This window comes from Nonomuraea sp. NPDC059023 (genome assembly GCF_042740095.1).
Lineage (GTDB): Bacteria > Actinomycetota > Actinomycetes > Streptosporangiales > Streptosporangiaceae > Nonomuraea.
Genome location: NZ_JBHYIO010000005.1, coordinates 206,184 through 231,508 on the forward strand (window position 1 = coordinate 206,184; position 25,325 = coordinate 231,508).

General features: G+C 70.6%; 28 protein-coding genes. 13 read left to right on the forward strand and 15 right to left on the reverse strand.

All coding sequences use genetic code 11. The annotated features are described in order from the left end of the window. Nucleotides 1-5: 5 nt before the first annotated feature. Nucleotides 6-1,169, reverse strand: coding sequence for a serine hydrolase domain-containing protein (locus ACFWYW_RS11075; RefSeq protein ID WP_379622014.1), 1,164 nt, complete (start codon nt 1,167-1,169; stop codon nt 6-8). Nucleotides 1,170-1,285: 116 nt separating this feature from the next. Here ACFWYW_RS11075 and ACFWYW_RS11080 point away from each other — a divergent pair, with 116 nt between their 5' ends. Then, a complete protein-coding gene (locus ACFWYW_RS11080) occupies nt 1,286-2,173 on the forward strand; it encodes a sigma-70 family RNA polymerase sigma factor (RefSeq protein ID WP_379622012.1) in 888 nt (295 codons plus the stop codon). Nucleotides 2,174-2,177: 4 nt separating this feature from the next. Here the strand turns inward: ACFWYW_RS11080 and ACFWYW_RS11085 are convergent, their stop codons facing one another. Continuing rightward, complete coding sequence (locus ACFWYW_RS11085; protein WP_379622010.1) at nt 2,178-2,819, reverse strand: TetR/AcrR family transcriptional regulator; 642 nt, start codon at nt 2,817-2,819, stop codon at nt 2,178-2,180. Between the two features lie 126 nt (nt 2,820-2,945). Between ACFWYW_RS11085 and ACFWYW_RS11090 the strand changes: the two genes are divergently transcribed. Both ACFWYW_RS11090 and ACFWYW_RS11095 read left to right on the forward strand, forming a co-directional pair. Then, complete coding sequence (locus tag ACFWYW_RS11090; protein WP_379622008.1) at nt 2,946-3,290, forward strand: hypothetical protein; 345 nt, start codon at nt 2,946-2,948, stop codon at nt 3,288-3,290. Nucleotides 3,291-3,326: 36 nt separating this feature from the next. Beyond that, nucleotides 3,327-3,956, forward strand: a complete 630-nt coding sequence (locus ACFWYW_RS11095; protein ID WP_379622006.1) for an SRPBCC family protein — start codon at nt 3,327-3,329, stop codon at nt 3,954-3,956. 287 nt (nt 3,957-4,243) lie between these two features. On the opposite strand, the gene ACFWYW_RS11100 is transcribed toward ACFWYW_RS11095, so the two are convergent. Next, nucleotides 4,244-4,963 carry a DUF5941 domain-containing protein gene (locus ACFWYW_RS11100; protein WP_379622004.1) on the reverse strand — a complete coding sequence of 240 codons (720 nt, stop codon included), beginning with the start codon at nt 4,961-4,963 and terminating at the stop codon, nt 4,244-4,246. Beyond that, a complete protein-coding gene (locus tag ACFWYW_RS11105; RefSeq protein ID WP_379622002.1) occupies nt 4,960-6,477 on the reverse strand; it encodes a CDP-alcohol phosphatidyltransferase family protein in 1,518 nt (505 codons plus the stop codon). The genes ACFWYW_RS11100 and ACFWYW_RS11105 overlap by 4 nt, the downstream gene beginning before the upstream one ends. 118 nt (nt 6,478-6,595) lie before the next feature. On the opposite strand from ACFWYW_RS11105, the gene recO reads away from it, so the two are divergent. Together recO and ACFWYW_RS11115 are read left to right on the forward strand one after the other, a co-directional pair. Then, complete coding sequence (recO, locus tag ACFWYW_RS11110; protein ID WP_379622000.1) at nt 6,596-7,330, forward strand: DNA repair protein RecO; 735 nt, start codon at nt 6,596-6,598, stop codon at nt 7,328-7,330. Then, nucleotides 7,327-8,106: an isoprenyl transferase gene (locus ACFWYW_RS11115; protein ID WP_379621998.1), complete on the forward strand. Its 780-nt coding sequence runs from the start codon at nt 7,327-7,329 to the stop codon at nt 8,104-8,106. The genes recO and ACFWYW_RS11115 overlap by 4 nt, the downstream gene beginning before the upstream one ends. Nucleotides 8,107-8,146: 40 nt before the next feature. Here the strand turns inward: ACFWYW_RS11115 and ACFWYW_RS11120 are convergent, their stop codons facing one another. Continuing rightward, the gene (locus ACFWYW_RS11120; RefSeq protein WP_379621996.1) at nt 8,147-8,695 is read right to left on the reverse strand and encodes a CGNR zinc finger domain-containing protein; all 549 of its coding nucleotides are present in this window, start codon (nt 8,693-8,695) and stop codon (nt 8,147-8,149) included. Between the two features lie 93 nt (nt 8,696-8,788). Between ACFWYW_RS11120 and ACFWYW_RS11125 the strand changes: the two genes are divergently transcribed. After that, nucleotides 8,789-9,691 (forward strand): DMT family transporter, encoded by a 903-nt coding sequence (locus ACFWYW_RS11125; RefSeq protein ID WP_379621994.1) that lies wholly within the window; start codon nt 8,789-8,791, stop codon nt 9,689-9,691. 84 nt (nt 9,692-9,775) lie between these two features. Continuing rightward, nucleotides 9,776-10,702, forward strand: coding sequence for a hypothetical protein (locus ACFWYW_RS11130; RefSeq protein WP_379621992.1), 927 nt, complete (start codon nt 9,776-9,778; stop codon nt 10,700-10,702). Here the strand turns inward: ACFWYW_RS11130 and ACFWYW_RS11135 are convergent. Beyond that, a complete protein-coding gene (locus ACFWYW_RS11135) occupies nt 10,683-11,087 on the reverse strand; it encodes a YybH family protein (RefSeq protein ID WP_379621990.1) in 405 nt (134 codons plus the stop codon). The two genes, ACFWYW_RS11130 and ACFWYW_RS11135, sit on opposite strands and share 20 nt — an antisense overlap. 143 nt (nt 11,088-11,230) lie before the next feature. Between ACFWYW_RS11135 and ACFWYW_RS11140 the strand changes: the two genes are divergently transcribed. From ACFWYW_RS11140 to ACFWYW_RS11150, 3 genes are read left to right on the forward strand one after another with little or no spacing between them, the layout of a single operon-like run. Beyond that, a complete protein-coding gene (locus ACFWYW_RS11140; protein ID WP_379621988.1) occupies nt 11,231-11,782 on the forward strand; it encodes a dihydrofolate reductase family protein in 552 nt (183 codons plus the stop codon). A gap of 54 nt (nt 11,783-11,836) precedes the next feature. Beyond that, on the forward strand, nt 11,837-12,154 hold the full coding sequence (locus ACFWYW_RS11145) for a PadR family transcriptional regulator (RefSeq protein ID WP_379621986.1): 318 nt from the start codon (nt 11,837-11,839) through the stop codon (nt 12,152-12,154). Beyond that, nucleotides 12,151-13,338 carry a hypothetical protein gene (locus tag ACFWYW_RS11150; RefSeq protein ID WP_379621984.1) on the forward strand — a complete coding sequence of 396 codons (1,188 nt, stop codon included), beginning with the start codon at nt 12,151-12,153 and terminating at the stop codon, nt 13,336-13,338. Before ACFWYW_RS11145 ends, ACFWYW_RS11150 begins: the two co-directional genes overlap by 4 nt. A gap of 16 nt (nt 13,339-13,354) precedes the next feature. On the opposite strand, the gene ACFWYW_RS11155 is transcribed toward ACFWYW_RS11150, so the two are convergent. Beyond that, the gene (locus ACFWYW_RS11155; protein WP_379621982.1) at nt 13,355-13,753 is read right to left on the reverse strand and encodes a VOC family protein; all 399 of its coding nucleotides are present in this window, start codon (nt 13,751-13,753) and stop codon (nt 13,355-13,357) included. Between the two features lie 91 nt (nt 13,754-13,844). On the opposite strand from ACFWYW_RS11155, the gene ACFWYW_RS11160 reads away from it, so the two are divergent. Beyond that, on the forward strand, nt 13,845-14,834 hold the full coding sequence (locus ACFWYW_RS11160; RefSeq protein ID WP_379621980.1) for a helix-turn-helix transcriptional regulator: 990 nt from the start codon (nt 13,845-13,847) through the stop codon (nt 14,832-14,834). A gap of 3 nt (nt 14,835-14,837) precedes the next feature. On the opposite strand, the gene ACFWYW_RS11165 is transcribed toward ACFWYW_RS11160, so the two are convergent. Then, on the reverse strand, nt 14,838-15,296 hold the full coding sequence (locus ACFWYW_RS11165) for a MarR family winged helix-turn-helix transcriptional regulator (protein WP_379621978.1): 459 nt from the start codon (nt 15,294-15,296) through the stop codon (nt 14,838-14,840). 65 nt (nt 15,297-15,361) lie between these two features. Between ACFWYW_RS11165 and ACFWYW_RS11170 the strand changes: the two genes are divergently transcribed. Next, nucleotides 15,362-15,730, forward strand: a complete 369-nt coding sequence (locus ACFWYW_RS11170) for a VOC family protein (RefSeq protein WP_379621976.1) — start codon at nt 15,362-15,364, stop codon at nt 15,728-15,730. Nucleotides 15,731-15,899: 169 nt separating this feature from the next. Continuing rightward, on the forward strand, nt 15,900-16,574 hold the full coding sequence (locus tag ACFWYW_RS11175; protein WP_379621974.1) for a phosphotransferase: 675 nt from the start codon (nt 15,900-15,902) through the stop codon (nt 16,572-16,574). A gap of 133 nt (nt 16,575-16,707) precedes the next feature. On the opposite strand, the gene ACFWYW_RS11180 is transcribed toward ACFWYW_RS11175, so the two are convergent. From ACFWYW_RS11180 to ACFWYW_RS11210, 7 genes are all read right to left on the reverse strand, one after another. Next, the gene (locus ACFWYW_RS11180; RefSeq protein WP_379621972.1) at nt 16,708-17,037 is read right to left on the reverse strand and encodes a DUF397 domain-containing protein; all 330 of its coding nucleotides are present in this window, start codon (nt 17,035-17,037) and stop codon (nt 16,708-16,710) included. Between the two features lie 163 nt (nt 17,038-17,200). Beyond that, complete coding sequence (locus tag ACFWYW_RS11185; protein WP_379621970.1) at nt 17,201-17,797, reverse strand: SMI1/KNR4 family protein; 597 nt, start codon at nt 17,795-17,797, stop codon at nt 17,201-17,203. Nucleotides 17,798-18,672: 875 nt separating this feature from the next. Beyond that, nucleotides 18,673-19,047 (reverse strand): Fur family transcriptional regulator, encoded by a 375-nt coding sequence (locus ACFWYW_RS11190; RefSeq protein ID WP_379621968.1) that lies wholly within the window; start codon nt 19,045-19,047, stop codon nt 18,673-18,675. Then, nucleotides 19,044-19,877, reverse strand: coding sequence for a metal ABC transporter permease (locus ACFWYW_RS11195; protein ID WP_379621966.1), 834 nt, complete (start codon nt 19,875-19,877; stop codon nt 19,044-19,046). The genes ACFWYW_RS11190 and ACFWYW_RS11195 overlap by 4 nt, the downstream gene beginning before the upstream one ends. A gap of 33 nt (nt 19,878-19,910) precedes the next feature. Further along, nucleotides 19,911-20,666: a metal ABC transporter ATP-binding protein gene (locus ACFWYW_RS11200; RefSeq protein WP_379622116.1), complete on the reverse strand. Its 756-nt coding sequence runs from the start codon at nt 20,664-20,666 to the stop codon at nt 19,911-19,913. Between the two features lie 14 nt (nt 20,667-20,680). Continuing rightward, nucleotides 20,681-21,607: a metal ABC transporter substrate-binding protein gene (locus tag ACFWYW_RS11205; protein ID WP_379640964.1), complete on the reverse strand. Its 927-nt coding sequence runs from the start codon at nt 21,605-21,607 to the stop codon at nt 20,681-20,683. A 39-nt stretch (nt 21,608-21,646) separates the two neighbouring features. After that, nucleotides 21,647-25,300, reverse strand: coding sequence for a helix-turn-helix domain-containing protein (locus tag ACFWYW_RS11210; protein ID WP_379640966.1), 3,654 nt, complete (start codon nt 25,298-25,300; stop codon nt 21,647-21,649). Nucleotides 25,301-25,325: the final 25 nt, after the last annotated feature.

The following is a 25,325-nucleotide window of genomic DNA, read 5'->3' on the forward strand; positions in this document are numbered from 1 at the left end:
CGCCGCTATGACGGATCGGCCGCGACGGAGGCGACGGCGCGGTGCAGGGCGGTGGCGAGGCGGTCGTGTTCGGGGTAGGACCAGGCGAAGCCGAAGCGGCGCCGGGTGTAGCCGAGGACGATGCCGGTGCGGGGGTCGGCGAAGGCTTCTGAGCCGGCCGAGCCGTCGTGGCCGAACGCGTTCGCGCTGAGGAACGGGTAGCGCAGCCCCTTGGCCTGGAAGCCGAGCGCGTAGTTGCCCTGGTCGCCGCGGACCAGGTCGGCGCCGATGGAGTGCGGCTGGGCGAACTCGGCGACGGTGTCGGGCTTGAGTAGCGGGGGGTGTCCGTTCACTCCCCAAATGGCCGCCGCGTACAGGGCGGCCAGGCCGCGCGCGCTGCCCACGCCGCCGGCCGACGCCTGGCCGTTGGCGCGGACGGTCCGGTCGTTGGCGAAGGCCGCCTGGTCCAGCGGGGGCGTGCTGTTGAGGCCGTATCCGATGCCGAGGAGGCTGTGGGGGCCGGGGACGTTCTCCCAGAACGCGGCTTCCTGTTCAGGCGTGGCCGTCCACCATTGGATCGGGCGGAACCGGGCCTCCTCGGACGACGGCAGGCCCAGGTAGAGGTCCAGTCCGTACGGTATGCGGATGCGCTCGTCGTAGACCTGCTGGAGCGTCTGCCCGGTCACCCGCCGGACCACCTCGCCGGCCATGGCGAACGAGACGAACCCGCCGTAGCCATAGGCCGAGCCCGGCCGCCAGTACGGGCGCTGCGTGGCCAGGCGGCGCGCGATGACCGCGTCGTCGGCGAGTTCGGCCGCGGACAGGCCGCCGTCGACGCCGATGACGCCGGAGCGGTGGGTGAGCACGTCCCGCAGCGTGATCGTGTCCTTGCCCGCGGCGGCGAACTCCGGCCAGTGCCGGGCCACGGGCTGGTCCAGGTCGAGGATTCCCTCCTGGACCAGCACCGCCACGACCAGCGTCGCGGCGCCCTTGGTGGAGGAGTAGACGCCGGTCAGCGTGTCGCCGCTCACCTCGTCCCCGGCCCACAGGTCCACCACCTGCCGGCCGTGGGCGTAGGCGGCGAGCTGCGCGCCCGCCTGCCCATCCTGTTCCGCCACGACCGCGGCGAACTCCTCGCGTACCTGCTCGAAGCCGTCCGCCACCATTCCCTGAACGTCCGTCCCGCTCATCGCGGCCACCTTTCGTGAGTGTCGTCGCCGGGATGACGGAGAGCGCGGGTCAGAGGTGACCGGTCACCTTTCCCCGGTTCGACACGTCACCTGTGTGAGAGAGAGGTGTGCGACCGATGACGACCCATGACGCACTGGCTGGCCGGTTCGAGGGGCATCGCCCCCATCTGAGAGCGGTCGCCTACCGCATGCTCGGCTCGCTGAGCGAGGCCGAGGACGCGGTCCAGGAGTCGTGGCTACGGCTGGCGCGCTCGGACTCCGCCGACGTCGGCAACCTGGGCGGCTGGCTGACCACCGTGGTCGGCCGGATCTGCCTGGACATGCTCCGCGCCCGCAGGTCCCGGCGTGAGGAGTCTCTCGAGGACCGCCTGCCGGACCCGGTGATCAGCCGGGAGGATGCCACGGGCCCGGAGCAGGAGGCACTGCTGGCCGACTCGGTGGGGCTGGCGCTGCTGGTGGTGCTGGAGTCGCTGACTCCGGCGGAACGGCTGGCGTTCGTGCTGCACGACATGTTCGGCCTGCCGTTCGAGCAGATCGCGCCCATCGTGGACCGTTCGGCGGCGACGGCCAAGAAGCTCGCCAGCCGCGCGCGTCAGCGGGTGCGCGGCGGGTCCCCGAATCCCGACCCCGACCGGGCGGATCAGCGCCGGGTGGTGGACGCGTTCCTGAGCGCTGCGCGCGGCGGCGACTTCGCCGCGCTGGTCTCCATCCTCGACCCTGACGTGGTCCTGCGCGCCGACGGCGGCGTGCTCGCCGGTGGCCTCAAGGTCATCCGCGGCGCCGCGGACGTGGCCGGGCAGGCCGCCACCTTCCGGCGGATGGCCGGCGGCACCACCACCCGCCCGGCGCTCGTGAACGGCCTCGCCGGCCTGGTCAACACCGTCGACGGCCGGCTGTTCTCCATCATGAGCTTCACCGTCTCCGGCGGCAGGATCGCCGCGATCGACATCCTGTCCGACCGCGACCGGCTGGCCCGGCTTGACCTCACCCGTCTGGAGCCGTGATCGGTCAGGGGGCCAGGAGGTCGTGCAGTTCGGCCTCGAAGAGCAGGGCGGTGTCGATGCGCATGCCGTTGAAGTGGCCGGCGAGTTCGAGGGAAAGGACGCCGTGCACGCGGGTCCAGAAGCTCAGGCCCCGGCGCAGCGCCTCGGGTGGGGCGGGGTGGCCGGCGGCCCAGTCGCGGTGGTCGGCCAGGTGGGCGTCGAGCGGGGTCGCGGGGGCACGCGCGGGTAGCTTGACGGCGGCGTCGAGCAGGGCCGTCATGATCTCGGAAGAGATGAGCGTGATGTCGTCGGGCGCCTGGTAGCCGGGGACGGGCGTGCCGTAGATCAGCAGGTACCGCTGGGGGTCCTCCAGCGCCCAGGCGCGCATCGCGCGTGCCAGCCCGGCCAGGTCGGCACCGGCCGCGGCGGCTTCCTGGACGGTGTCGGCGAGGCTTCGGTAGGCGTCCCTGATGAGCTCGGTGATCAGGTCGTCGCGGCTGGCGTAGTAGCGGTAGAGGGCGGGGCCGCTCATGCCCATCTGTTTGGCGATGGCGTTGAGGGAGAGCGCGGATGCGCCGGTTGTGGCGATCTGTTCCCACGCGTGTTGCTTGATCTCCGCGCGTACCTGAGCCCGGTAGCGCTCGCGGGGGGTCATCGTCTCCGCCATCTCCAGCCGCCTTACATCTTGAAGATTCTGTTAGAAGGTATCACGAAACCTATTGACGCCTTCTTCTGCTTTCAGTTATAACTTCTAACGTAAGCATGAGGCCCTAACAGACAACGAGGAAACGTCATGACCACCGCATCTCTCGCCTCCACCGGCCGCCGTACTCCGCTCGCGGTGACCATCTCCGCCTGGGCGGTTCCCGTCATGGTGATCGGCCAGTTCGCCATGCTGGCGATCGTCCCGGTCGTCATCGCCCTGGTCGGCGCGCTCCGCGGTGCCCACGACCGGCTGGTCCGGTGGACGGCCGCGGCGATGGCCGCCTCGTGGGCGATCCCGTTCGCCATCTGGCAGGTGCGTCCCGACGGCGCGCCGAGCATGTCCAAGGACATCCACCCCGGCTTCGTCGCCCTGATCGTCGTCGCGTCCGCCGCGCTCATCCTCGCCATCTTCCGCGCCCGCCGCCGCGGCTGACCGCTCCTCGACCAGACACCCCCGGAAGGAAACACCATGTCCAGGAACCGCACCCGCCTCGCCGCCCTCACCGTCTCGGTCGCCACCGCCGCCATCCTCGCGGGCAACGTCCCGGCCGCCCAGGCCGCCACCGCGCGGCAGCCCAGCCCCGCCGGTCTGACGTGCCGCGGCGCGGGCGTGGACCCCGGCGCCAAGGTCCGCTACCGGAGCGAGATCCTGATCAAGGCGCCGCTGCGCACCATCTGGAACCTGCAGACCGACGTGGAGCGCTGGCCCCGGTGGCAGAAGCCCGTCGCCACCATGAAGCGCCTGGACAAGGGCCCGTTCCGCGAGCACTCGCGGTTCCGCTGGACCACCCCGGTGCCCGCCACCCCGGTCAGCCCGCCCACCACGCTCGTCATCACCTCCACGGTCAAGCAGCTGAAGAAGGACGCCTGCATCCGCTGGACCGGGCCCGCGATCGGCAAGGGTCTGCGCATCGACCAGGGCGTCCACGTCTGGACGTTCCAAAAGGTCAAGGGCGGTGTCCTCGTACGCACCGAGGAGACCCACGCCGGCAAGCAGATCGAATCCGACGTCCCCCTCGCCACCCAGTTCCTCGGCCAGGGCCTGGAGGCCTGGCTGAGCGCCCTGAAGACCACCGCCGAGGCCAAGCACCGGCGATAGAACCCCGAACAACGCCATCCACGAGGCCCGCACCGGCGCGAAGACCGCCGATGCGGGCCTCGGCGTTACAAAGCGTCAGCGCCGATGCGCCCAGGCCGGTGCCGCAGCCCATGGTCGGCGGGCCAGACGAGCCGGGTCTGCTCCCCCACGAACGTCGGCGGCGTCCTGGAAACGCCCCACGTCCGCGGGGGCCACGAAGGTGCGCACGGCATCGAGATCCACGCCTGCGAACGGGGCCCGGCGTCGTCGACCGCGCCTGGCCCCGTCCGGCCTGCCGTACCGGAGAATCAGCCCTTGTCGGCTTCGCCGGTGGCGGCTTCCTGAGCCTCTTCCGGGGAGGCCTCCAGGTCCTGCTCGGCGTCGGCGCCCGCCTGGGCGGAGGCCTTGTCCAGGCGCACCCACGAGGTGACGCTCTCCACCGCGAACAGGACGAACAGGTACGCCGTGAGCACCGCCAGCACCGGCAGCAGGATTTTCAGGGCGGCGCCGGCGCCGATGATCAGCAGCCGCACCTCCCAGCCGAGGCCCGCGTGGAAGACCCAGGCCGGCGGCCAGATGCTCTGACGGGTGCGGTAGACGGTGTCGTAGGTGTGGTAGCCGACCACGTACACCAGCACGAACAGCAGCCACTTCGGCGCGTCGGCGGCCAGCCCCACCAGGATCACGGTCAGGAACTCGGTACCGCGCAGCAGCGGCGGTGTGAGCCAGTCGAAGCGGCCCAGGTGGTCGCGCGGGGCGGTGGGCAGCACCAGCAGGACCACGACCAGCGGCGCCACGAAGAGCATCGGGCCCGGCTTGAGCAGCCCGGCCACGGCGAGGGCGATGACGACCAGCAGCGCGGCGAGCGTGGCGGGGACCGGCGGGAGGCCCTTGCCGATCTTGCCGGCGACGGCGTGGACGAGGAGACCGTCGTCGCGGTAGGCGAGCAGACGGGCCGTCTGGATACGGCGCCGCTCCTCGTCGGGGTCGGGTGTGGGGGTGGCGGCGGCCTGCGGCTGAGTGATCATGCGAGCGACCTCATGAGGCGTCCGGTGAGGGTGTAGGCGGCGGCGACGGTGCCCCAGGCCACCAGGGTGATGAAGGTGACGCGGGCGTCGAAGAGGGCGGCGGTGATCGCGATGGCCGCGAACCGCTCGCCGATGGGGAACACGACCATCTTGCGGGCCCAGTGGACGGCCCGGTAGCGCCCGGCCTTGGTCCACATCTTCAGCAGGCCGCGGATGCCCTGGCTGCGCTCGATCTTGCGCTTCTCCAGGTCCTTGCGGAGTTTGCGGTCGTCGGGGGCGTCCAGCGCGAGCGTGGGCAGCTGCGCGGGGGGCTTGCGGCGGTTGGAGATGCCGAAGGAGAAGTCGAGCAGGTGGCGCACCGACTGCAGGCCGAGCGCCGCCAGCGCGAGGATCCAGATGTCGTCGCCGTTGCCGGAGACCACCCAGCCGACGGCCAGGCCCGCGAAGACCACGTACTCCTTGAACCGGTCGAACGTGGCGTCCAGCCACGCGCCCAGCACGCCGAACTTGCGGGCGTAGCGGGCCACCTGGCCGTCGACGCAGTCGAAGACGAAGGCGAAGTAGATGAGCACGCCGCCGGCGACCATCCACGGCCGCTGGCCGGTGGCGAAACAGGCCGCCGCAGCCACGCCGAGCAGGATGGAGATCAGCGTCACCTGGTTGGGAGTCAGGCCGCGGCGGGCCGCCCAGCGGGCGATGAAACGCGAGTACGTCGAGACGAAGTAGGTGGTGAAGAAGCCGTCGGCGCCCTTGACCGCGTTGTCGAGCCTGGCGCGGTCCTCGTTCATGCCGGCCATCTCGGAGCCGGCCTCGTTGGCCTCCTCCTGGGTGGAGACCCGGCGGAAGAACAGGTCGCGGCGGCCGCGGATGCCGACCGAGACGCCCTTGCGCACCAGCCCGAACGCGACCAGCTGCGCCAGGTCGTCGTCGGGGCCGAAGCTGCCGGCCAGGTCGGCCAGCTCGCGGCAGGTCTCGGCGAGCACCGGCATGTGCTGCACCTTGATGTGCAGCGGGCCGAGCAGCACCGTGTTGGGCCTGGTCACCGCGATGGTGGCGGTGCCGACGGAGACGATGCGGGACTTGCCGGCGCGGGCCCGGACGGGCAGGCCCTCCAGGGTACGGTCGCCGATCTCGGGATCGGCCTCGTCGATCGGGACGGTGTCGGCGCTGTCCTCCTGCGTGTCCTCACCGTTGTCCGGCCGTGGCTCCTTGGCCACGAGCGCGAGGGCGCCCCGCTTGGCCTTGGTGATCTGGTAGATCAGCTCGTCGTGGATGACGGAGTTGGCCGGGAGGATGAGAAGGTTGTCCGTTGCGGATTCTGCGACGTCGGCAAGGGCACGCAAAGCGGCGGCCACGTCGTGGGGCTCGATCGTGGCCGGCTGCGGATCCAGGGAGAGGATCTGACCGCGCAGTCTCTCGCCAACCGTGGGGTTGCCGGGCAGCGCGGCCAGCCGAAGGCCGGTCGGAGCGGTGTCGGGGCCGGGCGAAGAGCCCAGCAGGACCACGCGGGTCATGACTCCCTTTCGAGGCAGTTGCGGGGGGTTGAACAACGGGTAATGCGGGGACAGACGTCAAAGTCTAGTGAGCCTTGGGTAAAGCCGGTCCACCCGTGTGCCCCAATAGGATGTCCTCGTGAGTCTCTATCGTGACGAGGGCGTAGTCCTGCGCACGCAGAAACTGGGCGAGGCCGATCGCATCATCACGGTGCTCACCAAGCGCACGGGCAAGGTCAGGGCGGTCGCCAAGGGCGTGCGCCGCACCACGAGCAAGTTCGGGGCGCGCCTCGAACCGTTCACTCACGTAGATCTTCAACTGCACGTCGGACGCTCCCTCGACGTCGTCACCCAGGCCGAGACGCTCAGGCCGTACGGCGAGGCGCTGGCGATCGACTACCCGAAGTACACCGCGGGCAGCGCGATGCTGGAGACCGCCGACCGGCTCACCCACGGCGAGAAGGAGCCGGCGCTGCGGCAGTTCCTGCTCCTGGTGGGCGGGCTGCGCACGCTGGCCGAGGGCGAACACGAAGCCAGGCTGGTCCTTGACGCGTATTTCCTGCGCTCGCTGGCCGTCGCCGGGTACGCTCCGGCGCTGGAGGCGTGCGCCAGGTGCCGTGCCCCGGCGATCAGGGCGTTCGCGATCGTGGCCGGTGGCGTGGTCTGCGGCGGCTGCAAGCCGGCGGGCTCCGCCGTACCGTCGATCGAGACCATCGGGCTCATGACGGCGCTGCTGAAGGGCGACTGGGCGGCGGCCGACGCGTCGCTGCCGCGCCACCGCGGCGAGTGCAGCGGGCTGGTGGCCGCCTACCTGCAGTGGCACCTGGAGCACGGCATCCGCTCGCTCCGACACGTAGAAAGAGAACCGGTTTGAACGTCCGTCCCCCGACGCCCCACCCCTCCGGCGTGACGCCGCCGCCGATCCCCCGTGAGCTGGTGCCCAGGCACGTGGCGATCGTCATGGACGGCAACGGCCGCTGGGCCAAGCAGCGCGGGCTGCCGCGCACCGAGGGGCACAAGGCGGGCGAGGCGTCGCTGTTCGACGTGATCGAGGGCGCGATCGAGCTGGGCATCCCCTATCTGTCGGCCTACGCCTTCTCCACGGAGAACTGGAAGCGCTCGCCGGACGAGGTGCGCTTCCTCATGGGCTTCAACCGTGACGTGATCCGCCGCCGCCGCGACGAGCTCAACGCCATGGGCGTGCGGGTGCGCTGGGCGGGCCGGCCCGGGCGGCTGTGGAAGAGCGTGATCTCCGAGCTGGAGACGGCGCAGGAGATGACCGAGCGAAACCGGACGCTGACGTTGCAGTTCTGCGTCAATTACGGTGGCCAGGCCGAAATCGTCGATGCCGCGGTGAAGCTGGCCGCCGACATCGCCGCGGGCCGGGTGAAGCCGGGCAAGGTCAACGAGAAGGTCTTCGCCCGCTACCTGGACGAACCGGACGTGCCCGAGGTCGACCTGTTCGTACGCTCGTCGGGCGAGCAGCGCTTCTCCAACTTCCTGCTGTGGCAGTCGGCCTACGCGGAGATGGTCTTCCTCAACCGCCTCTGGCCGGACTTCGACCGGCGCGATCTGTGGGAGGCCTGCGAGATCTACGCCAAGCGCGACAGAAGGTACGGCGGAGCCGTACCCAACGAAGTCGCCCGCTGAGCCGCGAGGGGGCCCGCACCACGCGGACCCCCGAGGTCCGTCAGCCGCGGCGGCGGGCGCGGTAGGCGGCGACGTGCATGCGGTTTCCGCAGGTACGGCTGTCGCAGTAGACCCGCGAGCGGTTGCGGGACTCATCTACGAACACCCGGTCGCAGTCGGGCGCCGAGCAGGTGCGCAACCGCTCCCACTCGCCCTCGACCAGCAGATGGGCCAGCGCCACCCCGCAGTCGGCGGCCACGTGCTCGGACAGCACGGCGTCCTGCGCGAAGTAGTGCATGTGCAGCGGATGCCCGTCGTGCTCGGCCAGCCGGGGCGTGATCCGCGTGTCGGCGAGCAGCGAGTTGAGCAGCCGGACCGCGACGGCCTGGTCGGTGGCGAGGAACACCCGGTGGAAGGCCTCCCGCAGCATGCGCACCTGGCCGAGGTCGCGGGGGGTGAGCACGCCGATACCGCTGACCTGCCGCGACTCGACGAAGGCCTGCAGGTCGCTCAGATCCGCCAGCCCGTCGTCGCCCCCGGTGGAGGGCGAGGTGTTCACAAGCTCGACGACGGTGGCCAGCGAGTGCACCATGTCATGGCCAAACGGCATATTGACTCCTGTCTACGCCTGCTCATAGCGTGGACGAAGCGTATCTCTACAACGGGCGGGCGGGGGTCCTCGGTGAGTGCACATCGCCGTATCGTGCTGATCGCGGTGGTGGGCGCGCTGGTCATCTCCATGTCGGGGCCGCTCGTCCGCCTGTCCGGCGTGTCACCGGCCACCTCGGCGTTCTGGCGGCTCGCCTACGCGGTGCCGCCCTTACTCCTGCTGGCCTGGCTGGAGCGACGCCGGCTCGGCCCGCTGCCGGCCAGGGGCCGCTACCTGTCCTGGGCGGCGGGCTTCGTCTTCGCCCTCGACCTGCTGTTCTGGCACACCGCGATCGAGTACGTCGGTGCCGGGCTGGCCACCGTACTCGGCAACCTGCAGGTGTTCCTGGTGGCGTTCGCCGCCTGGGCGATCTTCCGGGAACGCCCCTCCACCCGGCTCATGATCGGCACCCCGGTGGTGTTCACCGGCGTCGTCCTGATCTCCGGCCTCTTCGACAGCGCCGCCTATGGCGCCGACCCCGGGCTCGGGGTCGTGTTCGGCCTGGCCACCTCGGTCGCCTACGCCGCGTACCTGCTGCTGATGAAGGCCGCAGGCCCGCACACCATGACCCCCCTCGCGCACACCGCCGTGGTCGCCACGCTCTCGGTGGCCGTCCTCAGCCCGATCTTCGGCGGCGCCGACTTCGTACCGGACTGGCCCGCCCACGGCTGGCTGCTCGCCCTCGCCCTGGGGCCTCAGGTCCTCGGCTGGGCGCTCATCACCTGGGCACTCCCCCGCCAGCCCGCCGCCCTCACCGCGCTGCTGCTCCTCATCCAGCCGATGACGACGGTCGCGCTGTCAGCGCTCTTTCTGGAAGAACGCCCGTCACCGTGGCAGCTCGCCGGCTGCGTGGTGATCATCATCGGTGTCCTGTACGGCTCCCGCGGCTCCTCACCCCCTCCACCCGGCCCGCCAGTGCCAGCCGAGCCACTCGGCACCTCGTCCCGGCGGACCTGACCCACGCCACCCGATGGTTGATTACTGAACCTGGACGCTATGGTGCGCTCTACGCCAATTGATCTCTATCGCATGGAGCGCACGGTGCTGGAGACGAGGGAGCCCGACTGGGCGCGTGTGGTCTGGTCCTTGACCAAGGTCCTGGCCGTCACCGCGGCACTGTCCCTTGCCGCGTACGTGGCGGACCGGGTGCTGTGGGTGTTCGTCGATTTCGGTACCGAACAGAAGGCCAGCATGTACGGCACGGCCGCCCGCATCGCCAACCCCGACAAACGTTTCGTCTACGGCTCAAGCCACGACTCCGGGCTGCTGGAGAGCCGGTACACGCTGTGGGGTGAGCCGCGCCGGGCCGGACCCAGCGAGGGCCGGACGGAGTACACGATCACGGAGAACGTGTTCGGCTCCGTCCGTGCGCCCTTCCTCGACAAGCCGGACGGCAGCGTGGCCGACGCGATCGACTACGTGGAAACAGGCCACGACCCGGCCGGGAAGGACAAGGTCAGGGAGATCATCGACGCGCTGCCCCAGACGCTCAAGACCGTGGCCGTCGTGGAGTTCACCCGCGAGATGACCACCACGCAACTCATGGCCTTCAACCGCGCGTACAAGATCTGCGGAGGCCCGGACGTCTCCTACATCTACTATCCGTCCTACTACGACGACTCCAGCGACCCCGACTCCATGAACGCGATCACCTGGAACCGCGACATGACCCGCGACACCTACATGCCGGAGGTCCAGTACCAGTGCGAGGGCGAGCCCAGTCCGGCGCTGGAGGAGTTCCGCAAATGGGTGGGGCTGCTCAACGAGGGAGACGACCTCTACGCGTTCGAACTGGACCACGACTGGCTCACGCGTGCTGCCGAGGAGGGCGTCGTCTACGGACTGCTCCTTGACGGCTGGAAGCTGAGCGACGTCAGGAGGCTTCTCGACAACCCGCAGGTCGAAAGCGTGTACCTCGCCGACGTCGCCCATGACATCAGCGGGCCCGTTAGTGGCCGGGAACGCTGATCGGCACCGAGATGTGTTCGTGCGTGATCAGCCACTGGTCGTTTGACCGACGGCAGCAGACCGTCGATCGCACCCATACCTCACCTTCGGGGCCGCCCTTCCGGGTTCCCGAGTTCAGGTGCAGCATGTGCGCGAACGCCACATCCCCGCTCACCGCGACGTTCAGCTCGTGCGTCTCCAGGCCGATCGGACCTTCGTAGCCGTCGAACCACCGCACGAAATTGCGGCGGACGTCATCGGCGCCCGCGAACTGGAGCGGCGGTACGACATCGAAATAGACGATGTCGTCGGCGTAGTGCGACATGAGCCGGTCAATGTCCTTCTTCTGGGCGGCGTCGACGCGGCCTTCCAGAAACGTCCTGAACTCGGACTCGCTCGAAGTCATCTCGTCCTCCGTTCAACAATGTTCGCCGGTACTCCGACGACACAGCCCTCCGGAACGTCAGGCCGACGCCAGTAGTTCGACCGATGCGGCCCGATCGTCCGCGCTTCTAGCGTTCAGGCAAGCCACAGAACGGAGAACGCACGATGGGACAGCTGATCGTCCACAACTCCATCAGCGCCAACGGGGCCTTCGAGTCGCCCTCGCCCGAGGACTGGCTGGTCCTCGACGACGACAGCGCCAACGCCTCGCTGGAGCAGTTGACGCTGGCCGACGCGATGGTCCTCGGCCGCAAGACCTACGAAGGACTGGCCGCCGCCTGGCCGCACCTGACCGGCCATCCGGCGATGGGGCGCTTCGCCGGCCGTATCAACGCCATGCCGAAGTACGTCGCGTCGCGCACGCTGACCGAGCCGCTGGAGTGGAACGCCGTCCTGATCGAGGGCGAGCTCGGCCAGGCCGTACCCGAGCTGAAGAAGGCGCACGGCGGCAACCTGATCGTCTCCGGGGCCGGCGAGTTCGCGCACGCCCTCACCCGGCAGGGACTGGTCGACGAGTTCTGGATCTGGATCCACCCGGCCCTGTGGGCGAGGGGCCCGCGCTTCTTCGACGGCGTCGGCCCCGTGCGCCTGCAACTGGTGGCCGCGACGCCGTTCCGGTCGGGCGTCGTGTGGCTGCGCTACCGGTCCGCGGGCTGAGATGCGGTACGCCGGCCGTTGACCGCGTAACTCTGTATATATAGAGTTATGCGCATGACCCGCATCCGACGGCCTTCCCCGCAGACCATGGCGGTGGTGCTGGCGCTGGCGGAGCAGCCCGCCGCCTGGCGGTACGGCTACGAGCTCTGCCGGCAACTGGACATCAAACCGGGCTCGATGTACCCGATCCTGATGCGGCTGACCGACCGTGGCCTGCTGGAGACCTCCTGGGACTCCGACGTCCCCGCCGGCCGGCCACCGCGGCACCTGTACCGGCTCACCGGCTCCGGCCGCGCCCTGGCCACCGAGCTCGCCGCCGCCGAGCCGGCCCCGAGTCCGTTCGGAACGCGAGAGAGGTGGCAGGGCGCATGAAGTGGACGCGGCACGGATTCCTGGCCGGCGCGGCCGGGATCATCGTCGTGGTGTGGGTGGCCGCCTACGCCGTCATCCTGGTGAACTCCGAGCAGCTGCCCGCGCCGGACGCCGCCTTCCTCTACCTGGTGGGCCCGCCCGTGGTGTGGGCGGGCACCGCCGCCCTCGTCCTGCACCACTGGTGGAGGGCGACCGGCGAGCGCATGTCCGCGATGGACCCGCCGCAGCGGCTGCTGACCGCCGCGGTGGCGGCGCTGCCGGAACGCCGCCGCGAGTGGGGCCTGGCGATGACCGCGGAACTGGCCGGGATCGAGGGGCGGACGGCGCGGTGGCGGTTCGCGCTCAGCAGCGCGCGGGCCATGCTGTGGCTGCGCCCGGCGGGCGGCTGGCCGGTCCTCGTCCTGACGAGCGGCGCCGCCGTGGCCGCCGCGGCGGTGGCAGGAACGGCGATGGGCGCGCTGGCGCCCGGCCTGAGCGTGCTGGCGGCGAGCTTCACCGCGATCGTCGGCGCGATGGCGGTGCTGACCGTCGCCCGCGCGCCGCGGCTGCGGTTGCCGGTGCCGGCCGCGACCGCGGTGGTGGTCGCCGGCGTGGCGGCCGCGATCGCCATGACCGTGATCTTCTTCCGCACCGAACCGGCCGCGGTACGGCACCTGCCGCCGGTCGCGGCGATCTCCCTGGCCGCCGTTCTGGCGGGTTGCCTGTGGATCGCCCTGGCGACACCGCGGTGGCTGGGAACCGACCGGGTGGCACCCCACCTGGCCACCGCGGCCGCCGCCGGGTTCGCCGCCTGGTTCCTGCTGATCAACTTCATGGAGCGCAACGAGCCGTCGCCGGTCGTCGCGCTCCTGACCGCACCCCTGATCGTGGGCGCGCCCCTGGCCGCCTTCGTCGTGCCCGCGTTCGTGGCCGGGCGTGTCGGCCGGTCCTTCCGCGCGGGCCTGCGGGCCGCGATCTGGACCGTCGCCGCGGCCGTCCCGCTCACCTACGCGGTGTGGCTGCCCCAAGGACTGTCCGGCGGCGTCTCCCTGGTCGACGAGAGCGGCCTGGCCCCTGTCAGCGCGAACCTGGCCGACGCCCTGATCATGTGCCTCGTCGTCCTTCCTCTGGTCGGACTCCCCCTGGCCGTCTTCGCCGCCGCCCTCGGCGCCCGCACGCCGTCCTCCGCGGCGGACCCCATGTGAGCCGCTGTGCGTGGCGTCAGCGTGCGAACTTCTCGATGGCCGCCGTGGTGACGGGGGTGAAGAAGTTGACGAGGTTGCCGTCGGGGTCACGGAACAGCAGGGACCGGTTGCCCCAGGGCATCGTGGTGGGCTCGGTGACGAAGTCGGTGACGAACCCGGTCAGGTTCCGGTGGACACGGTCCACGTCGTCGACGAGGAACTCGGTGATCACGCTGTGGTTGTCGGCCGGGCGGGCCGAACCGGGTGCGAACAGCGGGACGGTGCGGGTGCCGGCGATCGCGAGGGTGGCGGACGCGGTCCTGAGTTCGGCGAAGTCCTCGGTGGCCCACGTCGCCCGTACTCCTGTGGCTCGCTCGTAGAACTCGACGAGGCGGGCGACGTCGCCGGTGATGATGCGGATCGAGACGAATTCCATGGTGATCTCCTTGGCTGTGCAGGACGTGCGCCTCGCAGGCTAGGAGCAATAGTGGACAGAATCGGTCCAGTATTCGGGCTAGGCTGCGAACATGTCTCGCCCCACCGGCCGCGTGCTGACGCTCCTGGAACTGCTGCAGTCGGGCGGCACCCGGACGGTGGCCGAACTCGCCGACCGGCTCGGCGTCGAGGGGCGCACCGTGCGGCGGTACGTGGACCATCTGATCGACCTGGACGTGCCCGTGGAATCGGTGCGCGGCCGCTACGGCGGGTACCGGCTCGCCCCCGGCTACCGCCTGCCTCCGCTCATGCTCAGCGACGACGAGGCGCTGGCCGTGCTGCTCGGCCTGGTCGCCGGCCGCCGGGCAGGGCTGACGACGACGCAGCACACGGCAGGTGAGACGGCATCGGCGAAGATCCGGCGGGTACTGCCCAAGCACCTCGCCCGCCGGCTGGACACGCTCCTGGAAGCTCTCGCCTTCACCGATCAGCCCGGCGAGTTCGCCGCCCCGGACGCCGGGGTCCTGCTCACCATCGCCGACGCGGTGCGCCACCGCCGGCCGTTCTCGATCCGCTACACCGACCGCGACGGACGGCACAGCGAACGCACGCTGCACGCCTACGGCATCGTCGCCCATGCGGGCCGGTGGTACGTCACGGGCAAGGACCCCGCCATCGGCGAGGACCGCACCTTCCGGCTCGACCGCGTCGCGGACGCGAGAGCCCTGCCCGGCTCCTTCGAGGCGCCCGTGGGTCCCGATCCGGCGCGGCGCCTGTTGTCAGGGTTCGCCACGGCCGAGTACCGGCACGAGGTGACCTTGCGGATCCACGGGACGGTTGACCAGATCCGCGCCCACCTTCCCGCCGGCGTCGCGAACCTGGAGGAGTACGCGCCCACGCCAGACCGGGACCGGGCGGCCGAGCGCTGGCTGCGCGTCGAACTACGGGCGGAGCGGCTCGACTGGTTGCCTCCGGTACTCGCCGCACTCGACCGGCCGTTCGTCATCGAGCGCCCCGGCGAACTACGCGACCTCGTCACCGCGCTCGCCGATCGCCTCGCGTCCCACGCCCGCCAAGCCTGACACCTATACACCGTCGTTGCCCTCGCGGAGGGCATGGATCATGCTCTTCAGGGTCCGGAACGCGGCTGACTGCTCGGTCTCGGTCATGCCAGCCAGCATTCTGACCTCGACGGACCGGACCGCCACGGTCGCCTTCTCCAGGCTCCGCCGGCCGCGAGGCGTGAGCCGCGTGGGAAGGACCTTCCCGACGGGCGCCGCCGCGGGCCTGGTCACGTAGCCCTCTCGTTCCAGGTTCTGGAGCAGTACGTTCATCGTCTGCCGTGTCACGAACGCGCCCCGCGCGAGCTCGGAGTTCGACAGGCCCGGTCGTTGAGCCAGCAGTTCGAGGCAGGAGTAGTGCGTCACGCTCATCCCGAGCGGCCGCAGCACCTCCTCCATGGCCGCGCGCAGCGCGCTCGACGCCTCTTTCAGCAGGTAGCCCAGTGACGTCTCCAGGTCGACGCCGACACCGTGTTGACTCATGTCAGTATTCTGACATAGATTGGCTCGTGTCAGAAAACTGACATGCATTCAGGAGGAGCATCATCATGCCCGTCACCGGCCCCGACTTCATCTCGCTCCAGGCGCGCGACCTCGGCGCTTCGCAGGCGTTCTACAAGCAGTACCTCGGCCTCGTCCGCTCGCCGGCCGGACCTCCGCACGCCGTCGTCTTCGAGACCAAGCCGATCGCGTTCGCACTCCGCGACATCGTTCCCGGCACCGACCTCGCGTCCGTCGCCCAGCCCGGCATCGGTGCCGCGATCTGGCTCCACGCCACAGACGTCCAGGCCATCCACGACGCTCTCGCCGCCGACGGTCACACCATCGTCTCCGCACCGATCGACGGCCCCTTCGGCCGGACCTTCACCTTCGCCGACCCCGACGGCTACCAGATCACCCTCCACGACCGCACCTGACACGCCAGACCGAGGCCGACACGGCGCTGATGCGATCGGCCGGCTGGGCAGCCACACTGGAGCGGTGCGGCGCGACGAAGAACAGTCATTGACCGGCGGGAATGTGCACGACGGCGTCGTCCGGGTGGGAGACACAGTCCGTCGCCCCACAGGACCGTGGACTCCCGCGGTGCACGCACTCCTCACCCACCTGCACGAAGTGGGGTTTCACGCGGCTCCACGCCCCCTGGGCATCGACGATCAAGGCCGAGAGGTATTGACCTTCGCCCCCGGCAAGGTCGTCTGGCCCGACTCGTTCACCCTGGTCGAGCCACCACGGAAACTGGCCCACGTGGCGCGGCTCATCCGAGACTTCCACGACGCCGTGGAAAGCTTCACCCCTCCGGCCGACGCCCAGTGGCAGACGCTGATCCCGGCAGATGAAGACGACATCATCGCCCATCACGACCTGGCACCGTGGAACCTCGTGATCGACGACGCGGGCGAATGCGTCTTCATCGACTGGGATACGGCCGGGCCAGGCTCCCGGCTGTGGGACGTCGCCTACGCCATCCACGGCTTCGTCCCCATGTCCGCGCACCCGGACTGGCAGAACCGCGACATGGCCGCCCGCCTGCGGACCTTCGCCGACGCCTACGGCCTGCGGGAGACCGATCGTCGCCGGCTGGTCCCGCTGCTGAGCCGCCGCACCCGCTCCATGCACGACTTCCTCCGCGAGCAGTCCACGCTCGGAACACAGCCCTGGGCGACGTTGTGGGCCGAAGGCCACGGCGCCGCCTGGCTGAACGATGCCGCGTACATCGAACAACGCGAAGACCAGTGGGCACGCGCCTTGCTCACCTAACCAAAGGTCCGCACGCAGCTTTGACCTTCGGCGACAACGGCCGGTGGCGGCGAAAAGCTTGCGGACATGCCCTAGATGCCCGCGCCATCCATCAGACTGCCCGTCACGACCTTCAACACGATGAACGCCTGTTTCAGAGGTCGAACTCGTGCTTGGCGACGCCGTCCCGGAATGCCGCCCACTCGCCGTCGGTGAAGGTCAGCGCGGAGCCGTCAGGGGTTCCGCTCTTGCGCAGGGAGACGATGCCGGCGAGGTCGGTGGCGACGCTCATGCCCGGCCCCTCGCCGTCGAGGAACCCCGCCCACTCCTCGTCAGTGAAGATCAGCGCGGGGCCTTCGGGGTCCTTGCTATCGCGGACTGCGACGATGCCAGGGAGATTGGTGGCGACTTCCACGCACTGCCCGTTGTCGCCGCTGGCGGTGGCCTTTGTCCATGCGGCGTTGTCGAGGTTCACCCGGTCCATTTTCTGATCGCATCCTCTATTGCCTCATGAGTGACGCTTTTCGGTTGCGCGTCGGCTCTGATGCTGTCATGTCTCTGTTTGATGCGGGCCACGGCATCGTGCAGGGCAGGTCCACGTATCCCTGCTCTTTATGAGCACGCGTGGGCCATGGTGACGCGCTGCACTAAAATCCCCTGCTCCGGAAGGAGTGCTCTATCATGTGCCAGAACGACCGGAAGCGGATGGCATCGAGCCCGTACAAGGAGTCAAGATACCACGCTTCCCATTCATTGCCCGATGTGACAATGTACGGGTTGAGCAGATAAACACTGCCCTCGACGTTCTCGGAGATGCACAACGTGTGCGGCAGATAGTCTCCGACCTCAAAGAAATCCCGATCCTGAGGCGCGTCGTAGTCGAAGAAGTAGTCGTCGGGCAATTCCGGAATCGGGGAGTCGGCCGGAGGACCCCATGTGGCCGCGAGGTGTGGATCCACGTCACGTGTCCAGCCAACCTCGGCGATGGGGAGAAGGTGAACACTGGTGAAGGAGTTCACGTCCCACCCGTTGCTTACCCGGAGGAACTCTCGGTAGCTCGGTGGCAAGCGGTGGCCGAGACGCTCTTCATGGCGGAGGAGCTCGACTTCACCAACGGGAGCTGCGCCCAGCCACTCGGTTGGGTACAACGAAGACTCGTTGCCACTGTGGAGATCGTGTTCTGTGCCGCTCACGTCCTGGAGGCGTTCAGCCCATGCGTAGCGGGGAGTGTCCGGGCCGTTCATGGGGCGCATTCTACGGCAAGTTGTGATCTAGATACCGGCGCAAGCCGCGGAATGGTGAGGGCTGGATCGAAACCCAGAGTTCGTTGCCACCGCCGACTAGAAGAATCGCAACACATGGCCTTGGTCGAGATTCTGCTGTGATTTTCGGCGCGAACCGAGAAGCGCCCCTTGGCGTGCAATGCCGCTGGATGCTACAAACCAACGAATTATTGAGCCCTTGAGGCGACTCGACTCCCTTGAGCCAGACCTGGGAGGCTAAGGTTCCGGAGTCCGGATGCAGGTCGCTAGAATACTTCCGGCACTTTCGAAGACGGCAGACGGCGTGTCTCGGGAAATGACGGGTCGTAACTCGGATAAGTCGGTGATTTCCGGCAGCGACCACGGCGGTTCAGCTCCTGCAAGAGGCACCCGAGGTGAGCCAATGGCGAAGCGCGACGCTACAGCGTGGCGCCCAGCCTCTGACCCTTGGCCAGATGGCTGATGCCTTCCCTGAGTGGGACATCCTGGACTCTGCCGGTGGCGGTTGGTGCGCGATCCGGGCGGAGGCTGATACCCCCTCGGAGCGGACTGTCGAACGTCCGATGCGGTGCGACCCTGGAAGAGCTCGAAAGCCACCTGGAGTCCGAGGCCCGCGTTCACGCGATTCCACGGCCGCTGAAGCCAACCGGGCAAACCTGGGCGTCAGCCCCCTATGAGGAAAACGCGCGGAGCGAAGCGGAGCACCTTTTTGGCCAGGGCGGGATCCAACCGCTCAACCACTTATCTGGGCAACGGGCGGGCCTCAAGAGGGCGGTCCGAGCGCAGCGAGGCCCCACAGGGGTCGGGGCTCGCACCGACTGGAAGAACGCGCGGAGCGAAGCGAAGCACCTTGCTTTTCAGGTCGAGCACACAGCACAGGTCCCGAACACCTCGACGGTGTGGGTGATCTCTGTGAAGCCGTGCTCGCTGCCCACCGCCTCCGCCCACCGCTCCACCGCGGGCCCTGCCACCTCGACCGTCCGCCCGCATCGCCGGCACACCAGGTGGTGGTGATGGTCGTCGGTCGCGCAGGCCCGGTATACGGACTCCCCGTCGTCCGTACGCAGCACATCGACCTTGCCCCCATCGGCCAAGGCCTGAAGCGCGCGGTAAACAGTAGTGAGGCCGATCTTGGCCCCATCCTGCCGCATCTCGGCGTAGACGTCCTGCGCGCTGCGGAACCCCTCGCTGCGCCGCAGCGTGTCGTGGACGGCATCGCGTCTGGTCGTCATGTGATCTCCTGTGGTCGGCCTCGCCGTACGAACTTACCGACCCCGAGGGCCAGCACGAAGCCGGCGAGCGCGAGTAGGACGATCGAGGCTCCCGGCGGCACCTTCGGCGAGACGGTGGACACGAGCAGACCGCCGACCGCCGCCACCATCCCGAACACCGTCGCCAGCCCCATCGTCGCCTTGAACCCCCTGGTCAGCTGCTGGCTCGTGGCGACCGGGATCACCATGAGCGCGCTGACGAGCAGCAGCCCCACCACCCGCATGGCGATGACCACGGTCAGTGCCGCGGTCACGGCGATCAGCAGGCTGAGGAAGCGCACCGGCAGCCCGCTCGCCTTCGCCACCTCCTCATCCTGGCAGAGCACGAACAACTCTCTCCCGAAGAACCCCACGACCGCCAGCACCGCGACCGCGAGCCCGCCGATGATCCAGATGTCCTGGCGGGTGACGCTGGCGATGGCGCCGAACAGGAAGGAGTTGAGTTTGGCGTTGCTGCCGCCGGGCGCGATGGCCATGAGCATGACGCCGCCGGCGATGCCGCCGTAGAACAGCAGGGCGAGGGCGACGTCTCCGCTGGTACGCCCGCGCGCCCGTACCAGCTCGATGGCGATGGCGCCGGCGACGGAGACGAGCACGGCGGTGAGCACCGGCGCCGTGTCGGTCAGGAACCCGAGGGCGACGCCGGTCAGCGCCACGTGGCCGATGCCGTCGCCGAGCAGGGCGAGGCGGCGCTGCACGATGAACGTGCCGACGGCGGGCGCGCACAGGCCCACCAGCAGGGCGGCGATGAGGGCGAGCTGGAAGAACTCCCTCTGGAGAAGGTCGCTCACGGGTGCACTTGCCAATCGGTCGGGGGTGGGCGGCTACGGTTTGACGCGGAGGTCGGTCAGCGGGCCGGTGACGGGTTCCTCGGCGTGCGGGTGGACGTGCTCGTGTCCGGGTTTGGCGCATTCTCCTTCCGGCTGCGGCGGCCGTCCGTCGTGCTCGATGAGCCCGGCGCGGACCACGACGCCGCGTGAGATGACGGGTTCGAGCGGGCCGAGCTCGTGGGCGACGAGCACGACGGTGCGTCCTTCGCGGACGAGCGTGGCGAGCGTCCCGGCCAGCAGTTGCTGGCTGTCGGCGTCGACGCCGGCGGTGGGCTCGTCCATGACGAACGTGTCCGGCTCGCCGGCCAGCGCCCGCGCGATGAGCACGCGCTGTTGCTGCCCGCCGGACAACGACTGCACGGGGTCGCCGGCCCGCTCGGACAGGTCGACCGCCGCGAGCGCGCGCGCCACCGCCGCGTGGTCTTCCTTGCTGGTACGGCGGAGCCTGCTCTGCCTGGCGATGCGCCCGGAGGCGACGATCTCCCTGACGGTCGCGGGCACGCCGCCGCCGACGGCCAGGCGCTGGGGAACGTAGCCGATGCGCCGCCAGTCGCGGAATCTGCCGGGCGGCACGCCGTACAGGAGAGTCTGCCCGCCCGACAGCGGCGTGAGGCCGAGCAGGGCGCGCACGAGCGTGGACTTGCCGGAGCCGTTGGCGCCCATGATGGCGACGACCTCGCCGGGGCAGACGGTGAGGTCGACGCCGCGCAGGATCGGGCGGCGGTCGAGGGTGACCTGGCCGCCGGTCATCTGGAAGACGGTGTTCACGCGCAGCCCAGGGCGGTCTGGAGTGTTTTGAGGTTCTGCCGCATCTGGGAAAGGTAGTCGCCGTTGGCCGGCTTGCCCTCCAGCGGGTCGAGTACCGCGGTCTTGGCGTGGACCTCCTGGGCCAGTACTTCGGCGACCTTCGGGCTGACCAGGGCCTCGGTGAAGATGGTGGTCACCTTCTCGGCGTTGGCGAGCTTGGCGACCTCGGCGATGCGGGCGGGCGACGGCTCGGTCTCGGGGTCGAGGGTGATGCCGATCTGCTTGAGCTTGTAGCGGTCGGCGAGGTAGCCGAACGCCTCGTGGCTGGTCACCATGGTCTTGCTGGTGCAGTTGGTCAGGCCCTTGGCCATCTCCTGGTCGAGCGCGGTGAGGTCGGCGGCCGTCCTGGCGGCGCGGTCCTGGTACGCCTGCGCGTGCGCCGGATCGGCCTGGGCCATGCGCTCGCCCAGTTTCCCGGCGACGGTGGCGAGCCTGGACGGGTCGAGCCACAGGTGCGGGTCGTAGGAGACCTCGTGTTCGTGCGCCTCTTCTTCTTCGCCGGCGTGTGCGGGGGCGGGCAGCGTCTTCACGGCGGTCGCCGCGTCGAAGGCCCGCTCGCCCCGCGGCGCGAGCGCGTCGTCCACGGCCGGCTGGACGCCCTTGATGTAGACGGACAGGGTGGCGTCCTCCAGGTCGGCGATCTGCTGGGCGCCCAGTTCGAGGTCGTGCGGCTCGACGCCGGGGGCGGTGAGCACGGACACGTCGATGTCAGCGCCGCCGACGCGCTCGGCCAGCCACTGCAGCGGGTAGAAGGCCGTGACCACGCGGGGCTTGTCACCGGCGGTGGCGGTCTCGGCGGCGCCCGAACCGCAGGCGGCGGTGGCGAGGAGTCCGGCACCCGCGAGCAAACCCACAGCGCGCACCCGGAAATGTCCTGACATCATGGGAGTCATTATGCGGCAAAATGAAAATGGTTGTCAAAATCAGGCGTGATCTCCGCAGGGCGGCTCGAAGGCCAGACCGGGGAAGTGGCGCTGCCACTCGGCGGCGGTGATCCGCGGCGTCGCCAGCGCGCAGAGCCGCCGCGCCACACGTTCCGGGTCCATGTCCCACAACCTGGCCGTGCTGTCGCTGCTGCCCGTGACCAGGGTCGCGCCGCCGGGGCCGAACGCGACGGAGTTCACCCGGTCGGTGTGGCCCACCAGCGGCACCGGCGGGCCGGGGCTGCGGGGGCGCGTGATGTCCCAGACGCGGGCCGTACCGTCGAAGCCCGCCGTGACGAGCGTGCGGCCGTCGGGGCCGAAGGCGAGCCCGTTGACGCTGTTGCTGTGTCCCGCCAGGACCGACAGCGGCCGCGGGCCGCGCGGGTCGGACAGGTCCCAGAGGCGGGCGGTGTGGTCGTAGCCCGCGCTGGCCAGCACGTCGCCGGAGGGGGCGAACGCGACGGCGGCCACGCTGTTGGCGTGCGCGCTGATCGTCGACAGCGCGGCCGGGCGCCGCGGATCGGACAGCTCCCACAACCGCACCGTGCGGTCGGCGCCCGCGCTGGCCAGCACCCGCCCGTCCGGCCTGAAGGCCAGGCCCAGCACCCGATCGGTGTGCGCGCGCAGGACGCGGGTCTCGACGGGCCTGCGCGGGTCGGACAGGTCCCACACGCGCACGACGCCGCCGTCCTCGCCCACCGCCAGCACCCGGGCGTCGGGGCGCAGCGCCAGCGTGAACGTGTTGGCCGGCGCGCTCACCATGCCCAGCCGCACCGGGCGGAGGGGGTCGCGCACGTCCCACAGGCGGGCGGTGCGGTCGAGGGAGACGGTGACCAGCCGGCCGCCGTCGGGGGTGAAGGCGGCGGCCAGGACGTTGTCGGTGTGTTCCTTCAGCGTCGCCAGCGCCGCGGGCCGGCCAGGGTCGGACAGGTCCCACAGGTGCGCGCGCCGGTAGCTGTTGGCCACGAGCAGCCGCCCGCCCGCGCCGGGCACCGCGGAGTGGATCGGGCCGCTGTGGCCGTACAGGACCGGGCCCTTGACCTCCCACAGCCGGGCCGTGGTGTCGCGACCGCCGCTGGCCAGGGTGCGGCCGTCGGGGCTGAAGGCGACCGCGTAGACGGTGTCGGTGTGCCCGGTCAGCGTGAGGGGGACGGCGGCGAAGCGTGGCTCGGCGATGTCCCACAGGCGCACGGTCAGGTCGTAGCTGCCCGTCGCGACGGTACGCCCGTCGGGGCTGAAGGCCACCGCGACGATGCCGTTGACGTGCCCGTCGAGGGCCGCCAGCGCGACCGGCCGCGCGGGGTCGCGCACGTCCCACAGCCGCAGCGTGTTGTCGAAGCCCCCGGTCGCCAGCGTGCGGCCGTCCGGGCTGTAGGCGGCGGCCAGGACCCGGTCGGTGTGCCGGACCTTGGCCACCTGCCGCGGTTCGCGCGGGTCGGCGACGTCCCACAGGCGCACGGTCGCGTCCCCGCTGGTGGTGGCGAGCGTACGCCCACCGGGGGCGAACACCGCCGCCGAGACGCCGTCGCCGTGCCCGCCCAGCACCGACAACTGCCTGGCCTGGGCCGGCGTCGTGACGTCCCAGAGCCGGACGGTGCGGTCGGCGCCGGCCGAGGCCAGCGTCCGCCCGTCGGGGCTGAACGCCACCCTCCGGATCTCGCCCGCGTGCCCCATGAGCGTGGCCGCGGCGGCCGGGCGGGCGGGGTCGGCGAGATCCCACAGCCGCGCGGCGCCGTCCTGCCCCGCGGTGGCCAGCAGCCGCCCGTCGCCGCGGATCGCCGCCCCGAGCAGGCCGCCCGAGCCCGGCAGCACGGCCAGCGGCCGTGGCGCGTGCCGCGCGCCGACGTCCCACAACCGGACCGTGCCGTCCGTGCCGGTGGTGACGAGCCGCCGCCCGTCCGGGGTGAACTCGGCCGCGTAGACCGCCCCGGTGTGCCCGGTGATCCGCGTCGAGTACGGCGTCGCGAACGTGCTGAGCAATGCCCCTCTGGCCTCCGCCGTCGGCGCCAGCCGGTAGGCGGCCAGGCCGATCTGCGCGGCCAGCGCCGGGTTGGTGCCGCGCAGGGCGACCGCCTCGTTGGCCGCCTTGCCGGACAACGCCTGGTTGCGCTGGTCGCTGACGGCCTCCAGGCTGCGTACGCTGACCACGGTCGCCACCACGGTGAGCAGCAGCATCCCCGCCAGTCCCGCGACGAGCTGGTAGAGCCGCCGGGTCCGGCGGCGGGCGGCGGCCAGCTCACCGGCCTCGCGGGCGAGCGAGGCGTCCAGGAACGCGCGGTCGGCCGGCTGGGTCGTGGCCAGCTCGCGGGCGGCGGCCAGCCGGGCGCCCCGGTAGAGCAGCGCGGGGTCGCGGTGTTCACGTTCCCAGGCGGCCGCCGCGTCGGCGAGCTGCCGGCGGATCACCAGCCCGGCCCGGTCCTCCTCCAGCCACTGCCGCAGCAGCGGCCAGGCCGTCAGCAGCGCCTCGTGGCTGATCTCCACCGAGTCGGTGTCGGCGGTGATCAGCCGTTGCGCCACGAACCGGTCGAGTACCTCCTCGGGCAACCGCTCGGTCGCGACCCGCCGCCGGGTGTCTGCGGTGTCGGCGGCCACGTGCACCAGATCGACGAACAGCCGCCTGGCCTGCTCCCGCTGCGGCCCGCTGAGCGAGGTGTAGACCTGGGTGGCGCTGGCCGCGACCGCGCCCTCGATGCCGCCCACCGCCCGGTAGTCGGCGATGGTCAGGCGCCGTCCGCCGCCCTGCCGCCAGGTGGCGTACAGGGCGTGCGACAGCAGCGGCAGCACCCCCGCCTCGTGGGCGCCCGCGCGCGGGGCGACCTCGCGCAGCAGGAGGTCGACCAGCCCCTCCCCCAGTTCGACGCGGGCCTTGCGCGCCGGTTCGACGATGGCCTCGCGCAGTTCCGACTCGCTCATCGGGCCCACCGCGAACTGGCCGTCCCTGGCCGCGGCCAGCAGCGACGGGTGGCGCAGGGCGTGGGCGTAGAAGTCGGCGCGCAGGCCCAGGACCACCGTCGCGCCGTCGTTCGCCGCCTCGGCCAGCTCCGCGATGAGCGCCTCGCCGGGCGAGCTGGTGGTGAAGACCTCCTCGAACTGGTCCACGACCACGAGCCCGGACAGCTCGCCGGGCGGGCGCGTGCTCGGCGTGAACAGCAGCGCGGGCCGCTCGCCCAGCGCGGGGATGAGCCCGGCGCGCAGCAGCGAGGACTTGCCCGAGCCCGACGCCCCGACCACCAGGTGCGGGCCGCGGCCGCGGGTGACGCGCTCCACCAGCTCCTCGGTCAGCGCCCGGCGGCCGAAGAACCACTCGGCGTCCTCGACCTGGAATCCGGCCAGTCCGCGGTACGGTTCCGGTCCGGCCGGCCTGGGGCCGGGGGCGCGGCGTACCCGCCGCCAGGCTTCCACCCACCGCTCCAGCTCGGCGGGGTCGTCGACCCCGCACGCCCGCAGGACGCGGTCGAGCAGGTCGCGCGAGCCCGTCGCGGGCAGCCCGCGGCCGGCGAACCAGTCGCCGACCGTGCTGTGCGCGCCGCGCACCCCCGTCGCCGCGGCGACCTGGCGGACGGTGAGGCCGGCGCGCTCGCGCGACGCGGTCAGCTCGCGGGCGAAGTCCTGGCGGGTGTGGATCAGGTCGATCGCGTGCGAGCTGCCGGACATTCGAGTCTCGATTCGACACGTGGCG